Below are 16,387 nucleotides of genomic sequence, written 5' to 3' on the forward strand. Positions count from 1 at the left end.
CGAGGTTCGAGGTTCGAGGTTCGGGCCTTTATCCTTTATCCTCGTTCCTGTCCCTATCTTTTCTGCGCCTCGCCGGTCATCGGTACAAAGGCCACCGCCCCCATCTGCTCAACGGCCAGATCGCCCCCCTTCTTTTTGGTCACCAGGGTAAGGGTCTGGTAAAAAAGCGTGCTCCCCAGGGGGAGTATCAACCGCCCCCCCTCCTTGAGCTGCTTGAGCAAGGGAGGTGGAATATGGTTTACCGATGCGGTGATGATAACGGCATCGAAGGGGGCGTACTCCGGCCACCCCAGGTAACCGTCGCCATATTTCACGGCAACGTTTTTGTAGCCGAGCTCCTTGAGCCGCTTGTCAGCCGTTTCCGCAAGGTCTTTACGGATCTCAATGGAATAGACATCTTTCACCATCTCAGCCAGCACCGCGGCTTGGTAGCCGGAACCGGTGCCGATCTCCAGTACCCGGTCGCCCGGCTTGAGACGAAGCGCCTCGGTCATCAGGGCCACCACGTAAGGCTGAGAGATGGTCTGCCCTTCGCCTATCGGCAGAGGGGTGTCCGCATAAGCCTGCCGGCGCAGACGCTCACCGACGAAGAGGTGACGCGGTATTTTGGCCATTGCATCCAGTACCCTGCCATCCTTTATCCCGCGCCCCCGAATATCGTCGCGCACCATTTCCTGCCGCTTTTGCAGGTAAGGGTCCGTCGCAGACGACAGGACGGATGCGGTTGTCAGCAACAGTGCAAAGGCAAGGATGATGACTCTCATGCTCGCTCTCCCTTCAACTGGCGAATCCATTTTAATTCGCTATAGTTGTGATACGTGCTTGATTGTGAACTCGTCTTATTACTCCGGCAATTAAACATCACAATCCTGATGTAGGGGCACGGCGCGCCGTGCCCCGATTGGGCGAGGCAAGCCTGGCCCCTACCGTTCACATGTTTAATTGCCGCAGTAATAATCATTATAATACATCTGCCGCAATCCGCATGCGGCACGGAGGTGACGATAATGGCGGGAATGGTTGAGGAGCTGTTCCGGACTCTCGGCGGGAAATATTCGCGGGACCTGGGGATCGATCTTTCCGGCGGTGAATCAGGGGAGCTCTGCAAGTGGTTCCTCGCCGCCAAACTCTTCGGCGCCCGGATCGGTACCGCCATTGCCATCAGGACATACCGGGAATTCGAACGGCGCGGCGTCATCTCGCCGGCACGGATACTTGAGACCGGCTGGGACGGTCTTGTTGAGATCCTGGACAAGGGAGGGTATGTCCGCTACGACTTCTCCACGGCGACGAAACTTCTGGCGATCATGAACGACCTTCAGGCCAGTTTTGGCGGCGATCTCAACCGGCTCCACGCAGAGGCCGCCGATGAAGACGACCTGGAAAACCTTCTCAAAAGTTTGGGGAAAGGGATCGGCGATGTGACGGTGAATATTTTCCTGCGGGAGTTGCGCACGGTCTGGAAGAAGGCAAGGCCGAAGATTGCCGGCCCGGCCCTGCTGGCCGCCGGTAGGCTGGCTCTCGTCAAGCCGGGAGAAGAGCCGTTATTGAAACTGAAGCAGGTATGGTCGCAGGAGACGGTCCCCGGCAGGGATTTTTGCGATTTCGAGGCGGCACTGGTAAAACTGGGGAAGGATTACTGCCGCAAGCTCAGATGCGGTGCTTGCCCATTGGGGGGGAGGTGTGCATGTCAACGACTGAGACCCGTCACAATGGTATGATGCCGGAACGCAGTCCCAGCACCTTGGCCGCCAACTCGCCTCTGCGTCTTATTCCAGCCTTTTCGAACATAACATGAAGATGGTCTTTGACTGTCTGCTCACTGATAAAAAGCAGGTCCGCAATCTCCCGGTTGGAATAGCCCTGAATGACAAGTACCGCGATCTCTTTTTCCCGCCTGCTCAGTTTGAAAGCATCAAGTTTTGGATGCAGCCGGTGTTCAGCCGGGTAGCGTTCCAGAAGGATGAGTCTGCCTCTCCGGTTTCTGCCTAGTGGTACAGTCCTGACGCGGTAGGTGCCCAATCTGCTTTTAAAAAAGGCCGGGGCTGAGCCGATGCCCGGCTCGGGGATCCGCTCCATCGGCATCCCCTTCAGTGCCAGCTTCGCCGCATCATTCATGTAAATCGGCCTTCCGTCCTCCCCTGTGGTTATCACGCCGTTCGGCTCTTTGCTCAGCTCAATGCCCTGCATTAAAAAAAGGCTGCGGATAGCCCTGGCCATGTGCGGGAGAAGGATATTTATGATCTCCTTGTCGCGATCGCTGAAGTCACCCTCCTGCTTCTGGCGGTGGAAGCCCGCAGTCCCGACCATATCACCCTGGGAGACGAGTGAGACTGCGAGGACATAGAATACGGAAGCTAGCGGCAGGAGGAAATCGCAGGCAAACTCGCTCCGAATCAGGCTCCGCTCCAGCACAAGGTCGGTGTTTCGCGCTACCCTGTTTGCGTTTTTATACCACTCGCAGGTAATGAAGGGGTCGAGTGTTACGTAGTGGTCGAGATAGAGGACCATTGCCCCTTCGGAATTATTGAAAACCTCATAGCCGTTGAAGTAGTACTCCCCGGTTTTGGGGTCGGTTGGGGCAAAAATGGCACTATAGATGCCGATAAATTTCTGTAATTTTTCGCAGACTGCCCGAAACATGGCACTTCTGTCCGGGACCGAATAGATGATATCGATGATTTCAAGTATCTTCCTGTAGTCCCTTGCGGAAATGGCCATAATCAAAATCCTACTTTCGTCGGGTATATTTTATGAGACTTTCATAGTATCTTTACGCAAAAGTTCTCATTAAACCCTTTCGTCAAAGATAGCAAAGAATGGCATATAAGCAAATGCTGAAAATTTTTAGGCCCTTTCCGGGCAGAAACTATTGGTTTCTGATTCGGAAAGCGGAGATTTTTTGTCATGGCAAGGAAATCAAGGGGTTGCGCGGAGGCGTACATCGGTACGCCGCACAAGCAAGCCCGCAGATTGACACAGCCAGGGCAAAAAAGCACCCTTTCCGGACAGAAACAAACTACAGTTGCCCTGATATAGAGGGCGCAAAGAAACAAAAGGAGAAATTATGAAACAGCAACTTTGGAAGATGCTCCTTCTCACCTCGTTCATCCTGAGCGCCCTGGGGATTTCGGGATGTGGCGGCGGAGGGAGTACGGCAACGACATCGGGAACCGCAATAACAGTAAGCGGTACCGCACTGGCAGGGGCGCCCCTTTTCGGGAACGCCTGGATCAAGGATGCGAACGGCAAGAAAAAGGGGCCGGTTGCCATCGACAAAAATGGAAATTTCGCCTTCACCAACATGACCGGCATGCAGGCCCCCTTCATCCTCCAGGCCGACGGCACCGCCGGCACCAACAGCTACCGCCTCTGTTCCATGGCCACCGGCGGCGGAACCGCCAATATCAACCCCATGACCAACCTTGCCGTCGCCGCGGTGACCGGCAAAGACCCGGCTGCGGTCTTCACCGACCCGACGGCCAACAACATCAAGAACTCCATCAACGACACGGCCGTGGCAGCCGCCATCGCACAGATCAAGGCGATGCTCAAGCCGATCCTCGATGCGTACAACGCCTCTGCCGTCGACCCGCTGAAGGGTAACGTAGCAGCCACCAACTCCGGGTTGGACGGCGTCTTCGACGTGGTGAAGATCAACGTCACTCCCGACAACACCGGTGCGGCGCAGGTATCCGTCAGCAACAACCTTACCAACTCGACCATATTGCAGACGCAAACGGTCTCCACGGCGGTCGCCAACACCACACAGACGGCGGCGACAATCACAACCCAGACGACCGGCTTGTCCACCGACGCCGCCAACCTGCAGGCAATTACCGCGCAACTTCAATTGCTGGCAACCGAGCTGGGCAAGACCACCCCGAACCTCGACCCCTTCTTTGCCACCAATTTCGGGATCAACAGCGGGCTCGACCGGGCCCAATCCATCCTGCAATTGGCCCCCCCGGGGAAAATCACCGGCATCTCCCCGATCAGCGTCGTGCAGAAAACCGCAAACGGCGCGAGCTTTGACTACGAAGTCTCCTTCCTGGCTTACTTCGCCGACGGCTCAAACGGCGCCCCCGATGACAACTTCATCTTCACCAATGAAGGCGGCGCCTGGAGGCTGAAAGGGAATAACTATAAATCCTACGTCAGGATTCAACCGCAAGCCTACAGATGGATCGATGCGGTCGGCACGACGACCGTCAAGACCGGTCTCGACGTCGAAGCCGAAGACCCGGGCGTGATCGGCATCGCCACCATTACGATTACCGGCCCCGGTCTCCCCGCCGCCGGACTCACCATGACATCGGTCGGTGTGGGTGTCACCTATTTCAATATCATCCAGGCTCAACAGGACCCCACCCTGAACACGCTGACCAACCAATGGAATTTCCTCCCGCTGAGTGATGCGACGATCACTGGTACCTTTGCCGCCACGGCTGCGCCGTTCACCTACACCTTTACGGTCAAGGATGCGAACGGCGCCACCATCGAGACCAGGACAAAGAAGCTCGCAGTGGGACCGCTCCTCTCTGCCACACTTGACGCCACCTACTTCCCGACCATCAGTGGCCTGGCTTCCCAAGCCATGTCCCTCTTGACCGGCAAGAGCTCGATTTCCTTCTTCTTTGCCAAGCCGACCGCCTACACGGTCCAGGAGCAGCGAGCCAATCTCAGTTTCTGGAACGAGACCAGCAACGGATATTACGATACCGAGCCTCTCCTTACCGACACCCAGGCCACCATCACAGGCGGTATCCCCTCGACGCTCCAGGGGGCATGGCTCAGCATGGGAGCAAGGGATGGCAGCGGCCGGAGATTTGATGCCGTCTTGATTTTCAAGTAGGACACCAGTAAGCAGATGCAATTTCGCCCCGCCGGCACTTTCGGCGGGGCTTTTTTTTGCCATGGACAAGCGACATGCAGCGGGTGAAGGAAGGTGTCTATACCGCTGAAATTTTGTTTTGAAGTAACTATTCCGGGAGCGTAGGTTTCCCAGCCTGCGTTTCAAGCGGGTTTATCGCTTGAACATGTGTTCAGTTCAAGCTTATCAGGCTGATGAAACTTCGCCTGAAGACAGGCAGGATGCCCATCCTCCGACGTCAAAACATATATGCTAAATCAGCGTTGTCCGGTTTGGTTTTTGCTTACGTCCCGTAGGGACAGAATACTGGTAGCCGGGGAATTCATTCCCCGGTCATCCAGGCGAAATATCATCACGTCACGTACGTGACGTGGGGAAATATAGCATCTCATCCGGGGGATGAATCCCCCGGCTACATTCGAACGCCCCTAATGGGGCTTAACAACCTTGATGCACAAACCAAACCGGACAACGCTGATGCTAAATAGTTACGATTTTGAAATGCTTCGGATACGTGAGGGAAGGCAAGGATGTTCGTAATGGGGGAAACCCGGGATACGCGCAATGGTATCCCGGTCAATATAACAGCGGTCTTACCGGATGCGAACCGATGCAAGTTTACTTCTTCAGATCGATCCCGTAGCTCTTGATCTTTCTGTGCAGGTTACTCCGCTCAAGCTCGATGGACTCTGCTGTTTTGCTGATGTTCCAGTCATGTTCCTCAAGCTTCTGGATGATGAATTCCTTTTCGAACTCTTCCCTCGCCTCGCGCAACGAGCTCAGCTCCAGGGCACTTCCCGGCTTTGAGCCCCCCATCTCCCGAGTTGCCTCGCCGGCGCCGATATAATCGGGTATCTGGTTGACGGTTATGGTCCTGCCCGGGGTCATAATCACGAGACGCTCGATGATGTTTTTCAGCTCCCGCACGTTACCCGGCCAGTCGTAGCGCTTCATGAGCTCAACCGCCTCAGGCATGAACATCTTCCGCTCCCGCCCTTCCCGCTGACAAAACGTATCGAGGAAGTGCTCGATGAGGAGGGGTATGTCGTCGGACCTTTCCCTGAGCGACGGGACCTTGAAAGGGACGACATTCAAACGGTAGAACAGGTCTTCGCGGAAGTTGCCGGCCTTGATTTCATCCTCCAGCACCTTGTTGGTGGCGGCTACTACGCGCACATCCACCTCAACGGTCTTTGTCCCCCCGACCCTCTCGAATTTGCGCTCCTGGAGAATGCGCAGCACCTTGGCCTGGGTCTTGAGCGACATGTCGCCAATCTCGTCGAGAAAGATGGTGCCGCCGTCGGCCAGATCGAACTTCCCCTTCTTCTGGGCAACCGCACCGGTAAATGCGCCCCGTTCATGGCCGAACAGCTCGGATTCGATCAGCTCTTCCGGAATGGCGGCGCAGTTTATCTCGATGAACGGCTTGTCGCGCCGCTGGCTGTCGTAATGAATGGAACGGGCCACCAGCTCCTTGCCGGTGCCGTTTTCGCCGGTGATGAGCACCGAAGCGTTGGTGGGGGCGACCAGTTTTATATGTTCAGCCAACTGCTTCATCAGCGGCGAAGCGCCGATCATTTCATGGTCCCTGAGGACAATGCTGCGCAGCGAATCGTTCTCTTCCTTGAGGCGGCTCATGCCGATGGCGTTATTCACCGACAAGAGGACCTTTTCCAAAGAAAGCGGCTTTTCGACGAAATCGTAAGCGCCCATTTTGGTCGACTTCACGGCGGTTTCAATGGTGCCGTGGCCGGACATCATGATCACGGTCAGAACCGGATACAACTCCTTCAGTTTTTGCAGGGTTTCCATGCCGTCCATGCGCGGCATCCAGATATCGAGGAGCACCAGCGCCGGCATCTCCTGCTGGACCACGGACAGCGCCTCGACGCCGTCAACGGCAAAAAGGGTCCTGTAGCCCTCGTCTTCCAGTATCCCCGCCAGGGAGGTGCGGATGCTCTCTTCGTCGTCAACCACCAGTATCGTTGCGCTCATGTGCTTTTTCCGTCATCCGTCATGTGATATTTGAAAAGGACGGGCAAAAGCCCGCCATCGGCCGCACTGCCAGCCTCATTCCGCAGAGAGTATACATGTAAAACATCACCATTTTCCAGTAAAAACTGGCTCCCCCCACCGGGCAATGGTTCAAATGGGGATGTCACCTTTTCTCCGCTGCATCTCCCACCATCAGGGTTTTAATCACACAGTTGACACCGGGGCTGGACTGGGCACAAATAAATGTTAATGTTAATTAATTATCATAGGAAAAGCATTTGCCACAGGGGCACAGAGACACGGAGATTTACTAATTCAATAAATACAGCCAGTTTCAGTTTTAAAGACATTTTTTTATTTCACCTGTTTGGTGATCGTCATTTATCAGTTTTTCTCTGTGATTCCCTCCGCGTCTCTGTGTCTCTGTGGCGGAAGTGCCGTTTTTAGGATTATGCTTTTTGATGTTGGAGACCTGGGGTCATGCCTTTCCTGATGATATGAAGGGGGAGCTGTTGTATGATGAATGCCACGGTAAACATACGGGTTATCGAGACTGTAGCGGCGTTTGCCACCGTCGTTGCCCTCTGCGTTCTGCTGAAGAACAAGGGCATCGTGAAGGAGGAGCACGAGGCCATCTTTGCGCGGCTTCTGACACAGGCCGCCCTCCCGGCAGTCATCTTCTCCCAGTTGGCCACCCACCCCGTAGAACCCTCTCAGCTCCTCATGGTCATAACGATCATCGTTGCGGCGCTTGTCTCCATGGTGGTTTCATGGGGCCTGGGTAAGACCCTGCGTATCGACCGCCCCCAACTCGGCGCATTGATGCTTACTTCGTCCTTCGGTTCCTCCGCTCTGCTGGGGTATCCCGTGATCCAGTACGTCTTTCCGGACAATCCGCAAGCCTTGGCGGACGCCGTCTTTATGAGTGAGGTGGGCGTGGGCTTGCCAATCTTCATCCTGGGGCCCCTGATCGGTATGTACTTCGGAGAGGCCATGGAGGATGGCCCATCACGACAGAAGGCCCTGTCCGACTATTTCCGCTCCCCCATATTCGCGGCCGTCATAGCAGGCATCGTTGCCTCGCAATTCCCCGAACTTCGGCAATTCCCCTGGCTCGCCCCTTTCTGGGAGGCCCTTCACATGATTGAAGGCTCTCTGGCGACCTTGGCCTGCATGGTCTTGGCTCTTCAACTGAAGTTCTCTTCCCTGCGCGGAACGTTCTGGGCTCTCCTGCTCGGATCAGCGCTGATACAAATGGTTCTGCAGCCGTGGGTAGCCCACATGCAGGCGGGATGGTACCACCTTTCCGTGGTGCAGACCCAGGTGACGGTCCTCATAACGACCATGCCGGCGGCCGTTCTCGGACCCGTGTTTGCTTCCCGTTACCGGTGCGCCGGTAATACGGCCTCTGCCCTGGTCATGTCGCATATCCTGCTGAGTATGGCCATTATTCCCCTGTCTTTCGCCATCTTGAACAGATAGTCGGCCCCTGCTCCCGCGGCGCATCGAACATACGTGTTATTACCAATTCCCGTTCTGTCATTTGGTTTCTCCTTTGTCAAACCGCGTTAAAACGACAAAGACAATATAGTGCGTCACCAGCAGGGCCGGCACCCAAAACGCCGGTATCCAGTAGGATGCGCCCATGTAAACAGGTGCCTTGTAGATTGTAGCCAGCGTGATCGCCATGATCAGATCGAGCGTTCCGACAACGTTGAAAATCCAGACCATGGGTCGGGCAACAGGACGGTTTTTCAACACCACCGGAATTGCCGTAAAAGCAAGCAGGGCGGCAATGAAATCGCCAATCGCCGCGGGATAGGCAAACTGCGGGGGCATGCCGGGATAGACCGCCCCCCGGGTAAGAAACATCAGGCCAAGGTGCCGCAGTGAATGCAAGAGGAGTATCGGAATGAGGATGGTCTGAGGTTTAAATTCCTGGATCTTCGGCAGCAGATAGATCCTGGCAGTGACGTAAAAGATCAGGGTAGTGAGGATGAGATTGGCTGAGAGAATCCTGTCGAGGAGAGGTTGCATTTTGGTTCCTCCTTTCCGTTATGGAGTTATCTTTTGCATGGTATTTCTCCTCTCATAAGGGATTATCAGGTTGACGATGGCGCCGGTCGCTGGACACCGCTCAGCCGTGAGTCTTTCGCCGGTTTCTAAGGGCATCGACGCTCCAGATCCCGCCCCCCTGCGTGGAGATGAACAGAAAAACGAAGCAGTAAAGCACCGCAAGTTCTCCCATGTTCTGGATCGGCAGCAGGGCCTTGGTCCCGTGCACCATCCAATACGCGACGGCCATTTGACCGCTTGTAATGAAGGCCGTCCAGCGGGTGAATAACCCGATCATGACCAGGATGCCTCCAATCAACTCGATCGGACCGGCAACGTAGGTAATGAACGGGGGTACTGCTCCCGGCATTGCGCTCGGAATACCGAACAGCTTCTGGGCGCCGTGCCAAAGAAAGAGAAATCCGACGATGATCCGCATCAGCGCGTAACACTGGGAATTGTATATCGACATGAATGGCTTCATTTAACACCTCCCGTTGCGTTGTTTGAACAGGAATCTTCTGCAACATCTGCTCTCGCATTCTTATAAGACTATTTTAGTCTCAAAGCAGGGAAATGCAATATACAGCGTCAGAGTTCGCCACATTCGCTGAGAAACTACGGCGCAAAAAAGAACGGCGCGCGGAAATTCCGCAACGCCGGTTTATGTGGGCTGCCAAGCATCCTGACAGCCGGATAGTCGAAGAGATTCCCCCTGAAAGGGACCCCGTGGCAGCAGGATTAATCCAGGTTTGGCAGGTTTTCGAGGATAGTACGGGTAATTATCTGTTTGTGTGAATAGAAGGAGGAAGAATCAGGCGCTATCAGACCTACCACGTAGTACTCCGCATCAATCGGAGGGGTAATGAAGCCGACAACCCGACATTTATCGAAATCCAGATCGAGCCATAAAAGTTTACCTGCATCAGGGGCAACCCTTTCCAGTTGTTCCACCGAACAGATCAGCTCGGCGCCGGTACCTTCGAAGCCATGCCCGGGGATTCTCCCCCTGCTGGCGATGATAAATCCCTGCGAATCAGCTACGAACACGGCTTCGGCTCGTGTCAGGCTCATGCACCAGGCAATGCACTCTTCCCAGCTGGGAAATTGCTGCTGGTGAGCCTCGCCCGTCGTCGCCAGGACTTCCGGCGGGGAACCAACGGGAACGGCCGGTGGCCGCGAAGCCATGCGGGAGGGGAACTCCTTCGACAACCGCAGGTATTGCGGCGACGCATCCGGGATCGGATTCTCCCGGGTGGCGCCCGCGGCTGCTGGAAACAGGGAACTTAGGATCTGCTGCGCCTGTTTCAGATCATATGAGTTCGCGCTGCGGTCTTTCATCTGTTTCTCCTGTCACACCACCCAGACCCTGGATGATGTCTTTGATCTCGGTTACCAGCAACTCGAACCTGACGGCTTCCGGAGGGTATTTCCCCGGCAGGAAGGCTACGGGTAAGCCCTTCTCGCTGGCGACACCGAAGACGTCCGCTCGCGGAATGTAAGTTTCCAGAACCCCGCGCAAAGATCCCCAAACCGTATTCATGATGTTGAATGATACGTCCTTATTCAACTGAACCATGGTAGCCAGGATGCCCAACAACTCCAGATTCGGGTTCTCGTTCGCCTTTACGTGCATCAGTACCCGCAAGGTTTGCGAGATTGACCGCAGGGCCAGGGATTCCGCCTGTAGCGGGAGGAGGACGAAGTTGCTGACGGACAAGGCCGCCCTGGTGATCAGCCCCAAACCTGAGGGGGTGTCGATAATGATGTAGCGGAATTTTTTCTCCACGGAGGCGATTACCTCGCTCAGTGTTGACGATGAATGGAGCAGGTCTTCATAGATGCCCACATCGAGCGGATCCAGACGCCCCCGCGGCAAGAGCGAAAGAGTCGGGAGTTTTGTCGGCATGACGACTTCGTCGATTGGCAGTTTATCCATCATGCATTCGGCAAGGCCCCTCCATTCGGTATCGCTCTGCCCAAGAGAAAAACCGATCGCACCGAGAGGGTCAACATCAATTAACAGGGTGTTATCCCCGCCTTCCGCCAATGCTACGGCGAGGTTCAACGCTACCGTGGTTTTGCCGGCTCCCCCCTTTGAACTGACAATGGAAAGAATATTTGCCATATCGTTTTCTCCGATCTCGTTATCCTGTAAATACAGTTCATCCGCTTATTTTCTGGTCACGACAAATTCGCCGTGCGGATCGCCGGCCTCGATCCCTTTGGTCTGATGGCAGACAAAGGTATTCATCCCGTCGGGATACGGGTCGGCATACGTCAAGTCGAAGAATGCCTGACATAGACCTCGGAGCATGTATGCGCGCAATCCTTCTCCGCCGCTGTCGGCCTCATAATAATCATTGGCGCGGATGACCATCCGCTCACCCTCTTTGAGCTGCACAATTCCCGATTTAGCCCATCCCCAGGCGGTGAAGGCCGCAAACGCTCCCCGCAGAATATCCTTCTCCCCTTCCGTTACCATCGGAAGGACCACATCGTTAAAGACATCGGACGTTATGATGCCGCATCCGGTATGGTATCCGCATTCGTAGGCCGCCCTGACAAGTCCGTCCGCAACCTTTGATTTTTTATCAGGCGGCGCCGCAGCCATGATCCTTTCGGAGAATGTATTTAACAAGGAGGCGGGAAGCAGGTTTACCAGAACATCATATTCCGGTATCAATCCGTTTTCATCTCCCTGAATATTGATTTTGGCAAGGGACTTTACGACAGTATCGCGCATGACGGTCATTGCATTGCTCCTTCTGTTTCAAGATAACGTAACGATAAATGTACCTTCAGTTCCATTGACGGCCATACTTTCCGCTTCGGTTACCCTATAGCTTTTTGCCGGTTTATCGAACGCAACCGCGAACATGGCGGCAATGTAACCACAGGTGAAGTGATTTACCGGTTTGGTATGGTGGCCCCATTTTTTTATCCAGCCTTCATCGATATGCGACCGTATCAGACACACCTCGCCACCGCTCTCGGTGCCGGCCACTTTCATTTTCCCCAGGCCGTAGACGGAATAATACTCCCTCCCGACGTTGCATCTTTGCAGTGGAGAAGTCTGCCCGTTCTTCTGTACGTAGTCATTCAAAACCGCCCACATGCTCTCTTCCACGACATCCTTGAGCAACTGGGGCCCCCCGATGTCGCTCAACTCTTCTGCCAGTTTCGTAATCAACGCCAGATAGTGATGGGAATGCATCACCACCGCATGCCCGTTTAAATAGTGGCGGAAGGTTTCATTATCTAAACTAAAGTCCAATTTCAGTGACATTAACCGCGACCCCCTAGCCCTGATAAACACGATAAGTGCGTTAACGAAGTTATTTCCTGCAAAAAAACGCAGAAAATATCTTCTAACTTACTAAAATAATAGGACAAGCTCTTCAAAATACTTTTTGGTTTTGTGCCTGATGATGCCGAGTTTCGATGCGTCAGGGGCAATAACTGCCGCAATGGCGTCACCGACAGGCCTGCACATGATTACCGCCTTCCCGTATTCGATAAACATGTCCTGAAAAAGGTTTACCTTTAACTCACTCCCCATTTCCTCTGTAGCGTTAATCGCATGGGCCAGGGATGCTCCCAGTTCATCTATGTTAACCCTGCTGCTGTTGCCGGCGGACTCAATAACGAATCCGTCCCTCCCGATCACTACAACCGCGTCTATTCCCGGAATCATCAATAAATCATTCAACACCGTAGTTGAATCACGTTGATTTGTTTCCATTTCAGTGCTCCTTTCTCCTGGTTTGACATCGATAGTTGTGTTTGTTTTTGCATTATTTTCAACATTCGTGATTCGCTGATCGTGCAATACAGCAGCCTCGATGATGGCATGCTGTACCGAAAGGCCGATGTTTTTTTCAAATGCAGTAACATCCGGATTAAATTGAAACTCACCGTGATCCCAGTTCAAAATATCGGCAAGGCCCTCCAGTCCCGAATAAGTATCCGTGGTGACGTTAACGAGCGCTCCGGCCAGAAAAAAGATCTTGCCCTCGACCCCTTCAGGATGCTTGGTCAAATGGATCATTCCGCTCTTGTAGCTTGCGGCCAGAAACTGGACAAGGTCCGTAATGTTCGTCAGGGAAAGGCTTCCCTTCAAAAAAGGATTAATGTCGGTAATACGTAAGCGTTCTGAACCGTTAGACATGGGCATCCTCCATGGTCTGTTTATGTCATTGAACGATCATTGCATTTCTTACCTGAAAACAAGCATTGTGGCTGTCTGGTTTATATGACCGATGTATTGCTCTCCGTATGTACTGAATCCAATAGTTGGGATACGAGAGAACAGTTCTCCATACTCCCTGGTCAAATTCTTCTGTTTCAGTTCCAGCGTCCTCAGGATGCAATTGAAATTGATAATGCCGTAGATTCTTCCGGACTCTTCCCTGGACTGGTTGATTGCATTGCGGGTATCCTCGATGATGTCGGCAGATTCGAGCAGGGACAGTTCCATCCCTTCCCGAACGCCACAATAAAATGCCATGGTGCCGTTATCTTTAATCTGCTGAGGACTCCTGACATAGGGCTCATCGTCTATCAACAGACCTACCGGATTGTGCATGAAGTGATTCGAAGCATCCGCGACCGAGGTATTAACCGCTTCGGCATAAGCCGCTGCCGCGGGTTTGCCGTTAAATTCCATGACCACCCGACTCGCTTCATCGGCCTTTGTGACCTCAAGACATTTGCCCAGATCACGGAAACTCTGGGTCTTGACAAAGGTAAAATCCGTCCCGGGCTTGAGTAACGCCAGTATTGCCGCGTTGGTGTAAGTTTTCCCGTTTGCATACAGATGGGTGGAGTTGAACTTCAAATCATCGCCGGCAGACCCGCCTATGAAAACGACATTTGTCAGATCGCCGATGGTTTCGATCAAGCCCTCCTCGGCGCCGCTTAATCCATCAACCAGCATGATTCCCACATACTCCCGCGACGCCATATCGGCAACAGATTCCCCGAAGTGGCCGGCAAAAGAATCAAAGGCCTTTTTCACTCCCGCTTGATCCTTTAGATCTTCAATAATCTCGATTTTTGCGTCCAAAAGAGAATCGTCATTGAACCCCATGACGACAACAGAGTCGTCCAGCATCCTGCCGCTCACAATCTCGCCGGCGGTCGAACAGCCGAAAACCAAAGCAGACGGGAAGGCCTCCTGCATTTTTCGACTGATTTCGTCAGGGGCAAATCTTGAAGATGCGAAGAACAGCAGAAGCTTCGTGTCGAAAAGAACCAGTTGGTCGCCGATATCTTTAGTAATTTCATCAATAGTGTTTTTCGTTGAATGTGCTGTAATAATATCCATTCCATGGATCTTTTTTGCCGGATTGCCCATGGTTGACGTATCATTGCCGTCGCAATGCGCGCCGATTTCAGGAGATGAGGCTTCCCGGCAGAGATAACCGAGTTCCATCGACATGCCTTCAAGTTGCTGCAACACAGCCGGGTCATCGTCGGATTGAGATGTGAACTTGCTTGGGTTAATGCCTTTAAGAATCATTTTAGTTTTGATGATTTTCTCCAGCATTGGGTTGCCGGCAGCCCTCTGCCTGAGAACAAAATCGATCATCTCTCTAATTTTGCCCGCCATAATTTCCCCTCTTTAATTCATGTCGTTAAACACAAAAATTTTCATCACCAATCAATGAAATCCATGAAAATCAAACTTCATTCGCTAATATCGATGCATGCGCAAAATCTTTTCTGTTAGCAATTTCAGTCTGGTGCGCCGACCGCTTTCAGAATATTTATTGCAACTTGAATACCATAAATAAAACAATGTTTTTAAAGATAAGGCCGCGCCAATAAAACTCCCTGCGGAATTGTAACTGCACGTAAAATCGGATTTTTTAAACAAATAATGCACCAGCGCACAAAATCGAAAGAGCGCAACAGGTGCAGAGAAAGGCTACAACGCGGAGATTGTCCCCACCGCACCTTGTGGATTTTGCGTAAGGTGAAGCATGGAATAAGGGCAAAAGAAAAACCGCCGTCCCCTTGCGGGAGCGGCGGTTTTTTAGCATCAGGGGAGGACCAGATACCATTGTCCTCCATCTCGAACGAGACGTCGCATGATGGTCCAGTCAGTCCGCGGCTGCTCCATGACAAAATCCCACTGTAGCTGATGCGTCGGCTGAACGGGGCAATTTCCTGTCGGAAAATCGGTTGGCAACCTGGTTACTTTCGTGCGATAGGTGCTCGGAACGGTTCGTTTCAGTTCATTTTTCAACCAGAAATTGAACGCTGGATTGTTTACGTTGCGCACTGCAAGACAATCGGGATGGACCAAGCGTTCCAGGGCGCTCGGGTCCCCAGTTTCTGACCAGAAGCACCAATCTTGCGCCGAAGGTCCGCTATTGAGCACCATTTCCCTTTTGCTGCATGTCGCAGATCGGTGCGAACTGCTCAAGGTCGATCACCTCGGCTGGTCGTGAACTGCGTGCAAATGCCGGATCCGCGTCGGCAGGGTCGGCGTCTGACGCCTTCAGAAACGCCACCAGCATCTGATGCCGGGCGGGAAATTCCTCGATCTTGGCGATATAACGGTATCCGCACGAGCCTGAGCCATCGTGCGCAGGCTGCAGAGCAGAAAAAACGATGATCCTACCGACGAGCCGATCCTGTTGATCTTGATGTCAACCACCGAAGAGGCGGGACGGCGCTCGACTTCCTGCAGAATGATATCCATGCCTGTACCGCCCGGCTTTAATGATGTGGCACGGAACAGTTCCCCGTGAGCCGGCGAGGTGAAAAGGAGCAAGGCAGCGGAGTACAGGGCTGTGACACTGTTTATTCGTACGTGCGAGTTGAGATTATCTTTCATCTGTTAAACTCCATTTTCATCGCATGGATTATGCAGAGGTTTGTTTCCTGCTCTTGAATCTGTTGTACAACACCGGAATCAGCGCAAACACCGTAGTATTCCTTGACCTGCTCTGTAATAACTTTTTGAGTCACTTGACTTTCCTCCCTATGTGTATTTCAGCGTACATTTTTTGAGTCATTGGTATTCCAGTCGTAATCCAGATAGTCGAGCCGCAATCCTCTATTCACGTTGCAGAGTGTAACGCTTCTGTTCATCGATCACTTTGATGGGAGGGTGAGCGCGAACTTCTTTCCGAGGAGGAGCCAGCAACTCATATCTTCCTCCCTTTTCCAGCCACCTTCTTCCACCATAAGCCACCCCTTCATCGGCTTCCCGGTGATGTCCATGGGCCTGACGTGCTTCTCCTTCAGCTTTTCCCCGGCCGCATCGGGGCCGCACCTTACGATGAGGTAGTCCCTGTAGATCCCGAAGCACATATTGCCATTGAGCAGATAACATATCCCGCCGAACATCCTCTTCTTCTCGACGTTTTCCCACTCCCGGACCATTGTATCTATTCTCTGCTCGATCAGCTCACTGTAAGGCATTCTGCACCTCCTTGAGAGAATCTTCTG

Annotated in this window: 16 protein-coding genes; 3 read left to right on the forward strand and 13 right to left on the reverse strand. The window is 53.3% G+C overall.

Annotation, left to right across the window (positions count from 1 at the left end):
* Positions 1 to 53: 53 nt before the first annotated feature.
* Positions 54 to 764 carry a protein-L-isoaspartate(D-aspartate) O-methyltransferase gene (locus tag GURA_RS16960; RefSeq protein ID WP_011940149.1) on the reverse strand — a complete coding sequence of 237 codons (711 nt, stop codon included), beginning with the start codon at positions 762 to 764 and terminating at the stop codon, positions 54 to 56.
* Positions 765 to 1,007: 243 nt separating this feature from the next.
* Between GURA_RS16960 and GURA_RS16965 the strand changes: the two genes are divergently transcribed.
* Positions 1,008 to 1,721: a hypothetical protein gene (locus GURA_RS16965; protein WP_011940150.1), complete on the forward strand. Its 714-nt coding sequence runs from the start codon at positions 1,008 to 1,010 to the stop codon at positions 1,719 to 1,721.
* Here the strand turns inward: GURA_RS16965 and GURA_RS24800 are convergent.
* Positions 1,708 to 2,721 carry a LuxR C-terminal-related transcriptional regulator gene (locus GURA_RS24800; protein WP_011940151.1) on the reverse strand — a complete coding sequence of 338 codons (1,014 nt, stop codon included), beginning with the start codon at positions 2,719 to 2,721 and terminating at the stop codon, positions 1,708 to 1,710. The genes GURA_RS16965 and GURA_RS24800 overlap by 14 nt on opposite strands.
* 346 nt (positions 2,722 to 3,067) lie before the next feature.
* Here GURA_RS24800 and GURA_RS16980 point away from each other — a divergent pair, with 346 nt between their 5' ends.
* On the forward strand, positions 3,068 to 4,855 hold the full coding sequence (locus GURA_RS16980) for a hypothetical protein (RefSeq protein ID WP_011940152.1): 1,788 nt from the start codon (positions 3,068 to 3,070) through the stop codon (positions 4,853 to 4,855).
* A gap of 636 nt (positions 4,856 to 5,491) precedes the next feature.
* Here the strand turns inward: GURA_RS16980 and GURA_RS16985 are convergent.
* Entirely contained in the window at positions 5,492 to 6,868 is a 1,377-nt protein-coding gene (locus GURA_RS16985; protein ID WP_011940153.1) for a sigma-54-dependent transcriptional regulator, read from the reverse strand.
* 516 nt (positions 6,869 to 7,384) lie between these two features.
* Here GURA_RS16985 and GURA_RS16990 point away from each other — a divergent pair.
* Positions 7,385 to 8,350, forward strand: coding sequence for an AEC family transporter (locus GURA_RS16990; RefSeq protein ID WP_011940154.1), 966 nt, complete (start codon positions 7,385 to 7,387; stop codon positions 8,348 to 8,350).
* Positions 8,351 to 8,407: 57 nt separating this feature from the next.
* On the opposite strand, the gene GURA_RS16995 is transcribed toward GURA_RS16990, so the two are convergent.
* The 10 genes from GURA_RS16995 to GURA_RS17040 all read right to left on the reverse strand — a co-directional run bounded on the left by GURA_RS16995 (position 8,408) and on the right by GURA_RS17040 (position 16,360).
* Positions 8,408 to 8,905: a hypothetical protein gene (locus tag GURA_RS16995; RefSeq protein WP_011940155.1), complete on the reverse strand. Its 498-nt coding sequence runs from the start codon at positions 8,903 to 8,905 to the stop codon at positions 8,408 to 8,410.
* A gap of 100 nt (positions 8,906 to 9,005) precedes the next feature.
* Positions 9,006 to 9,407: a DoxX family protein gene (locus GURA_RS17000; protein WP_011940156.1), complete on the reverse strand. Its 402-nt coding sequence runs from the start codon at positions 9,405 to 9,407 to the stop codon at positions 9,006 to 9,008.
* Between the two features lie 257 nt (positions 9,408 to 9,664).
* Positions 9,665 to 10,264, reverse strand: a complete 600-nt coding sequence (locus GURA_RS17005) for a hypothetical protein (protein WP_011940157.1) — start codon at positions 10,262 to 10,264, stop codon at positions 9,665 to 9,667.
* Positions 10,236 to 11,051 (reverse strand): ParA family protein, encoded by an 816-nt coding sequence (locus GURA_RS17010; protein ID WP_011940158.1) that lies wholly within the window; start codon positions 11,049 to 11,051, stop codon positions 10,236 to 10,238. The genes GURA_RS17005 and GURA_RS17010 overlap by 29 nt, the downstream gene beginning before the upstream one ends.
* A gap of 45 nt (positions 11,052 to 11,096) precedes the next feature.
* Entirely contained in the window at positions 11,097 to 11,678 is a 582-nt protein-coding gene (locus GURA_RS17015) for a hypothetical protein (protein WP_011940159.1), read from the reverse strand.
* 18 nt (positions 11,679 to 11,696) lie between these two features.
* Positions 11,697 to 12,212, reverse strand: coding sequence for a hypothetical protein (locus tag GURA_RS17020; RefSeq protein ID WP_011940160.1), 516 nt, complete (start codon positions 12,210 to 12,212; stop codon positions 11,697 to 11,699).
* Between the two features lie 90 nt (positions 12,213 to 12,302).
* Positions 12,303 to 13,094, reverse strand: a complete 792-nt coding sequence (locus tag GURA_RS23010; RefSeq protein ID WP_011940161.1) for a DUF4388 domain-containing protein — start codon at positions 13,092 to 13,094, stop codon at positions 12,303 to 12,305.
* Positions 13,095 to 13,142: 48 nt separating this feature from the next.
* Positions 13,143 to 14,537: an FIST N-terminal domain-containing protein gene (locus GURA_RS17030; protein ID WP_011940162.1), complete on the reverse strand. Its 1,395-nt coding sequence runs from the start codon at positions 14,535 to 14,537 to the stop codon at positions 13,143 to 13,145.
* Positions 14,538 to 15,431: 894 nt separating this feature from the next.
* On the reverse strand, positions 15,432 to 15,770 hold the full coding sequence (locus GURA_RS17035; protein WP_011940163.1) for a hypothetical protein: 339 nt from the start codon (positions 15,768 to 15,770) through the stop codon (positions 15,432 to 15,434).
* Between the two features lie 260 nt (positions 15,771 to 16,030).
* Positions 16,031 to 16,360, reverse strand: coding sequence for a TfoX/Sxy family protein (locus tag GURA_RS17040; protein ID WP_011940164.1), 330 nt, complete (start codon positions 16,358 to 16,360; stop codon positions 16,031 to 16,033).
* Between the last annotated feature and the right edge of the window lie 27 nt (positions 16,361 to 16,387).

This window comes from Geotalea uraniireducens Rf4, from assembly GCF_000016745.1.
GTDB classification, from domain to species: domain Bacteria; phylum Desulfobacterota; class Desulfuromonadia; order Geobacterales; family Geobacteraceae; genus Geotalea; species Geotalea uraniireducens.

What these genes read in the sequence shown, in the direction of transcription:
- GURA_RS24800 (WP_011940151.1), bottom strand. Translation starts at nt 2,721, where the DNA reads ATGGCCATTTCCGCAAGGGACTACAGGAAGATACTTGAAATCATCGAT.
- GURA_RS17005 (WP_011940157.1), bottom strand. Translation starts at nt 10,264, where the DNA reads ATGAAAGACCGCAGCGCGAACTCATATGATCTGAAACAGGCGCAGCAG.
- GURA_RS17015 (WP_011940159.1), bottom strand. Translation starts at nt 11,678, where the DNA reads ATGACCGTCATGCGCGATACTGTCGTAAAGTCCCTTGCCAAAATCAAT.
- GURA_RS16960 (WP_011940149.1), bottom strand. Translation starts at nt 764, where the DNA reads ATGAGAGTCATCATCCTTGCCTTTGCACTGTTGCTGACAACCGCATCC.
- GURA_RS16990 (WP_011940154.1), top strand. Translation starts at nt 7,385, where the DNA reads ATGATGAATGCCACGGTAAACATACGGGTTATCGAGACTGTAGCGGCG.
- GURA_RS17035 (WP_011940163.1), bottom strand. Translation starts at nt 15,770, where the DNA reads ATGAAAGATAATCTCAACTCGCACGTACGAATAAACAGTGTCACAGCC.
- GURA_RS17020 (WP_011940160.1), bottom strand. Translation starts at nt 12,212, where the DNA reads ATGTCACTGAAATTGGACTTTAGTTTAGATAATGAAACCTTCCGCCAC.
- GURA_RS16985 (WP_011940153.1), bottom strand. Translation starts at nt 6,868, where the DNA reads ATGAGCGCAACGATACTGGTGGTTGACGACGAAGAGAGCATCCGCACC.
- GURA_RS17010 (WP_011940158.1), bottom strand. Translation starts at nt 11,051, where the DNA reads ATGGCAAATATTCTTTCCATTGTCAGTTCAAAGGGGGGAGCCGGCAAA.
- GURA_RS16995 (WP_011940155.1), bottom strand. Translation starts at nt 8,905, where the DNA reads ATGCAACCTCTCCTCGACAGGATTCTCTCAGCCAATCTCATCCTCACT.
- GURA_RS17000 (WP_011940156.1), bottom strand. Translation starts at nt 9,407, where the DNA reads ATGAAGCCATTCATGTCGATATACAATTCCCAGTGTTACGCGCTGATG.
- GURA_RS16965 (WP_011940150.1), top strand. Translation starts at nt 1,008, where the DNA reads ATGGCGGGAATGGTTGAGGAGCTGTTCCGGACTCTCGGCGGGAAATAT.
- GURA_RS16980 (WP_011940152.1), top strand. Translation starts at nt 3,068, where the DNA reads ATGAAACAGCAACTTTGGAAGATGCTCCTTCTCACCTCGTTCATCCTG.
- GURA_RS17040 (WP_011940164.1), bottom strand. Translation starts at nt 16,360, where the DNA reads ATGCCTTACAGTGAGCTGATCGAGCAGAGAATAGATACAATGGTCCGG.
- GURA_RS23010 (WP_011940161.1), bottom strand. Translation starts at nt 13,094, where the DNA reads ATGTCTAACGGTTCAGAACGCTTACGTATTACCGACATTAATCCTTTT.
- GURA_RS17030 (WP_011940162.1), bottom strand. Translation starts at nt 14,537, where the DNA reads ATGGCGGGCAAAATTAGAGAGATGATCGATTTTGTTCTCAGGCAGAGG.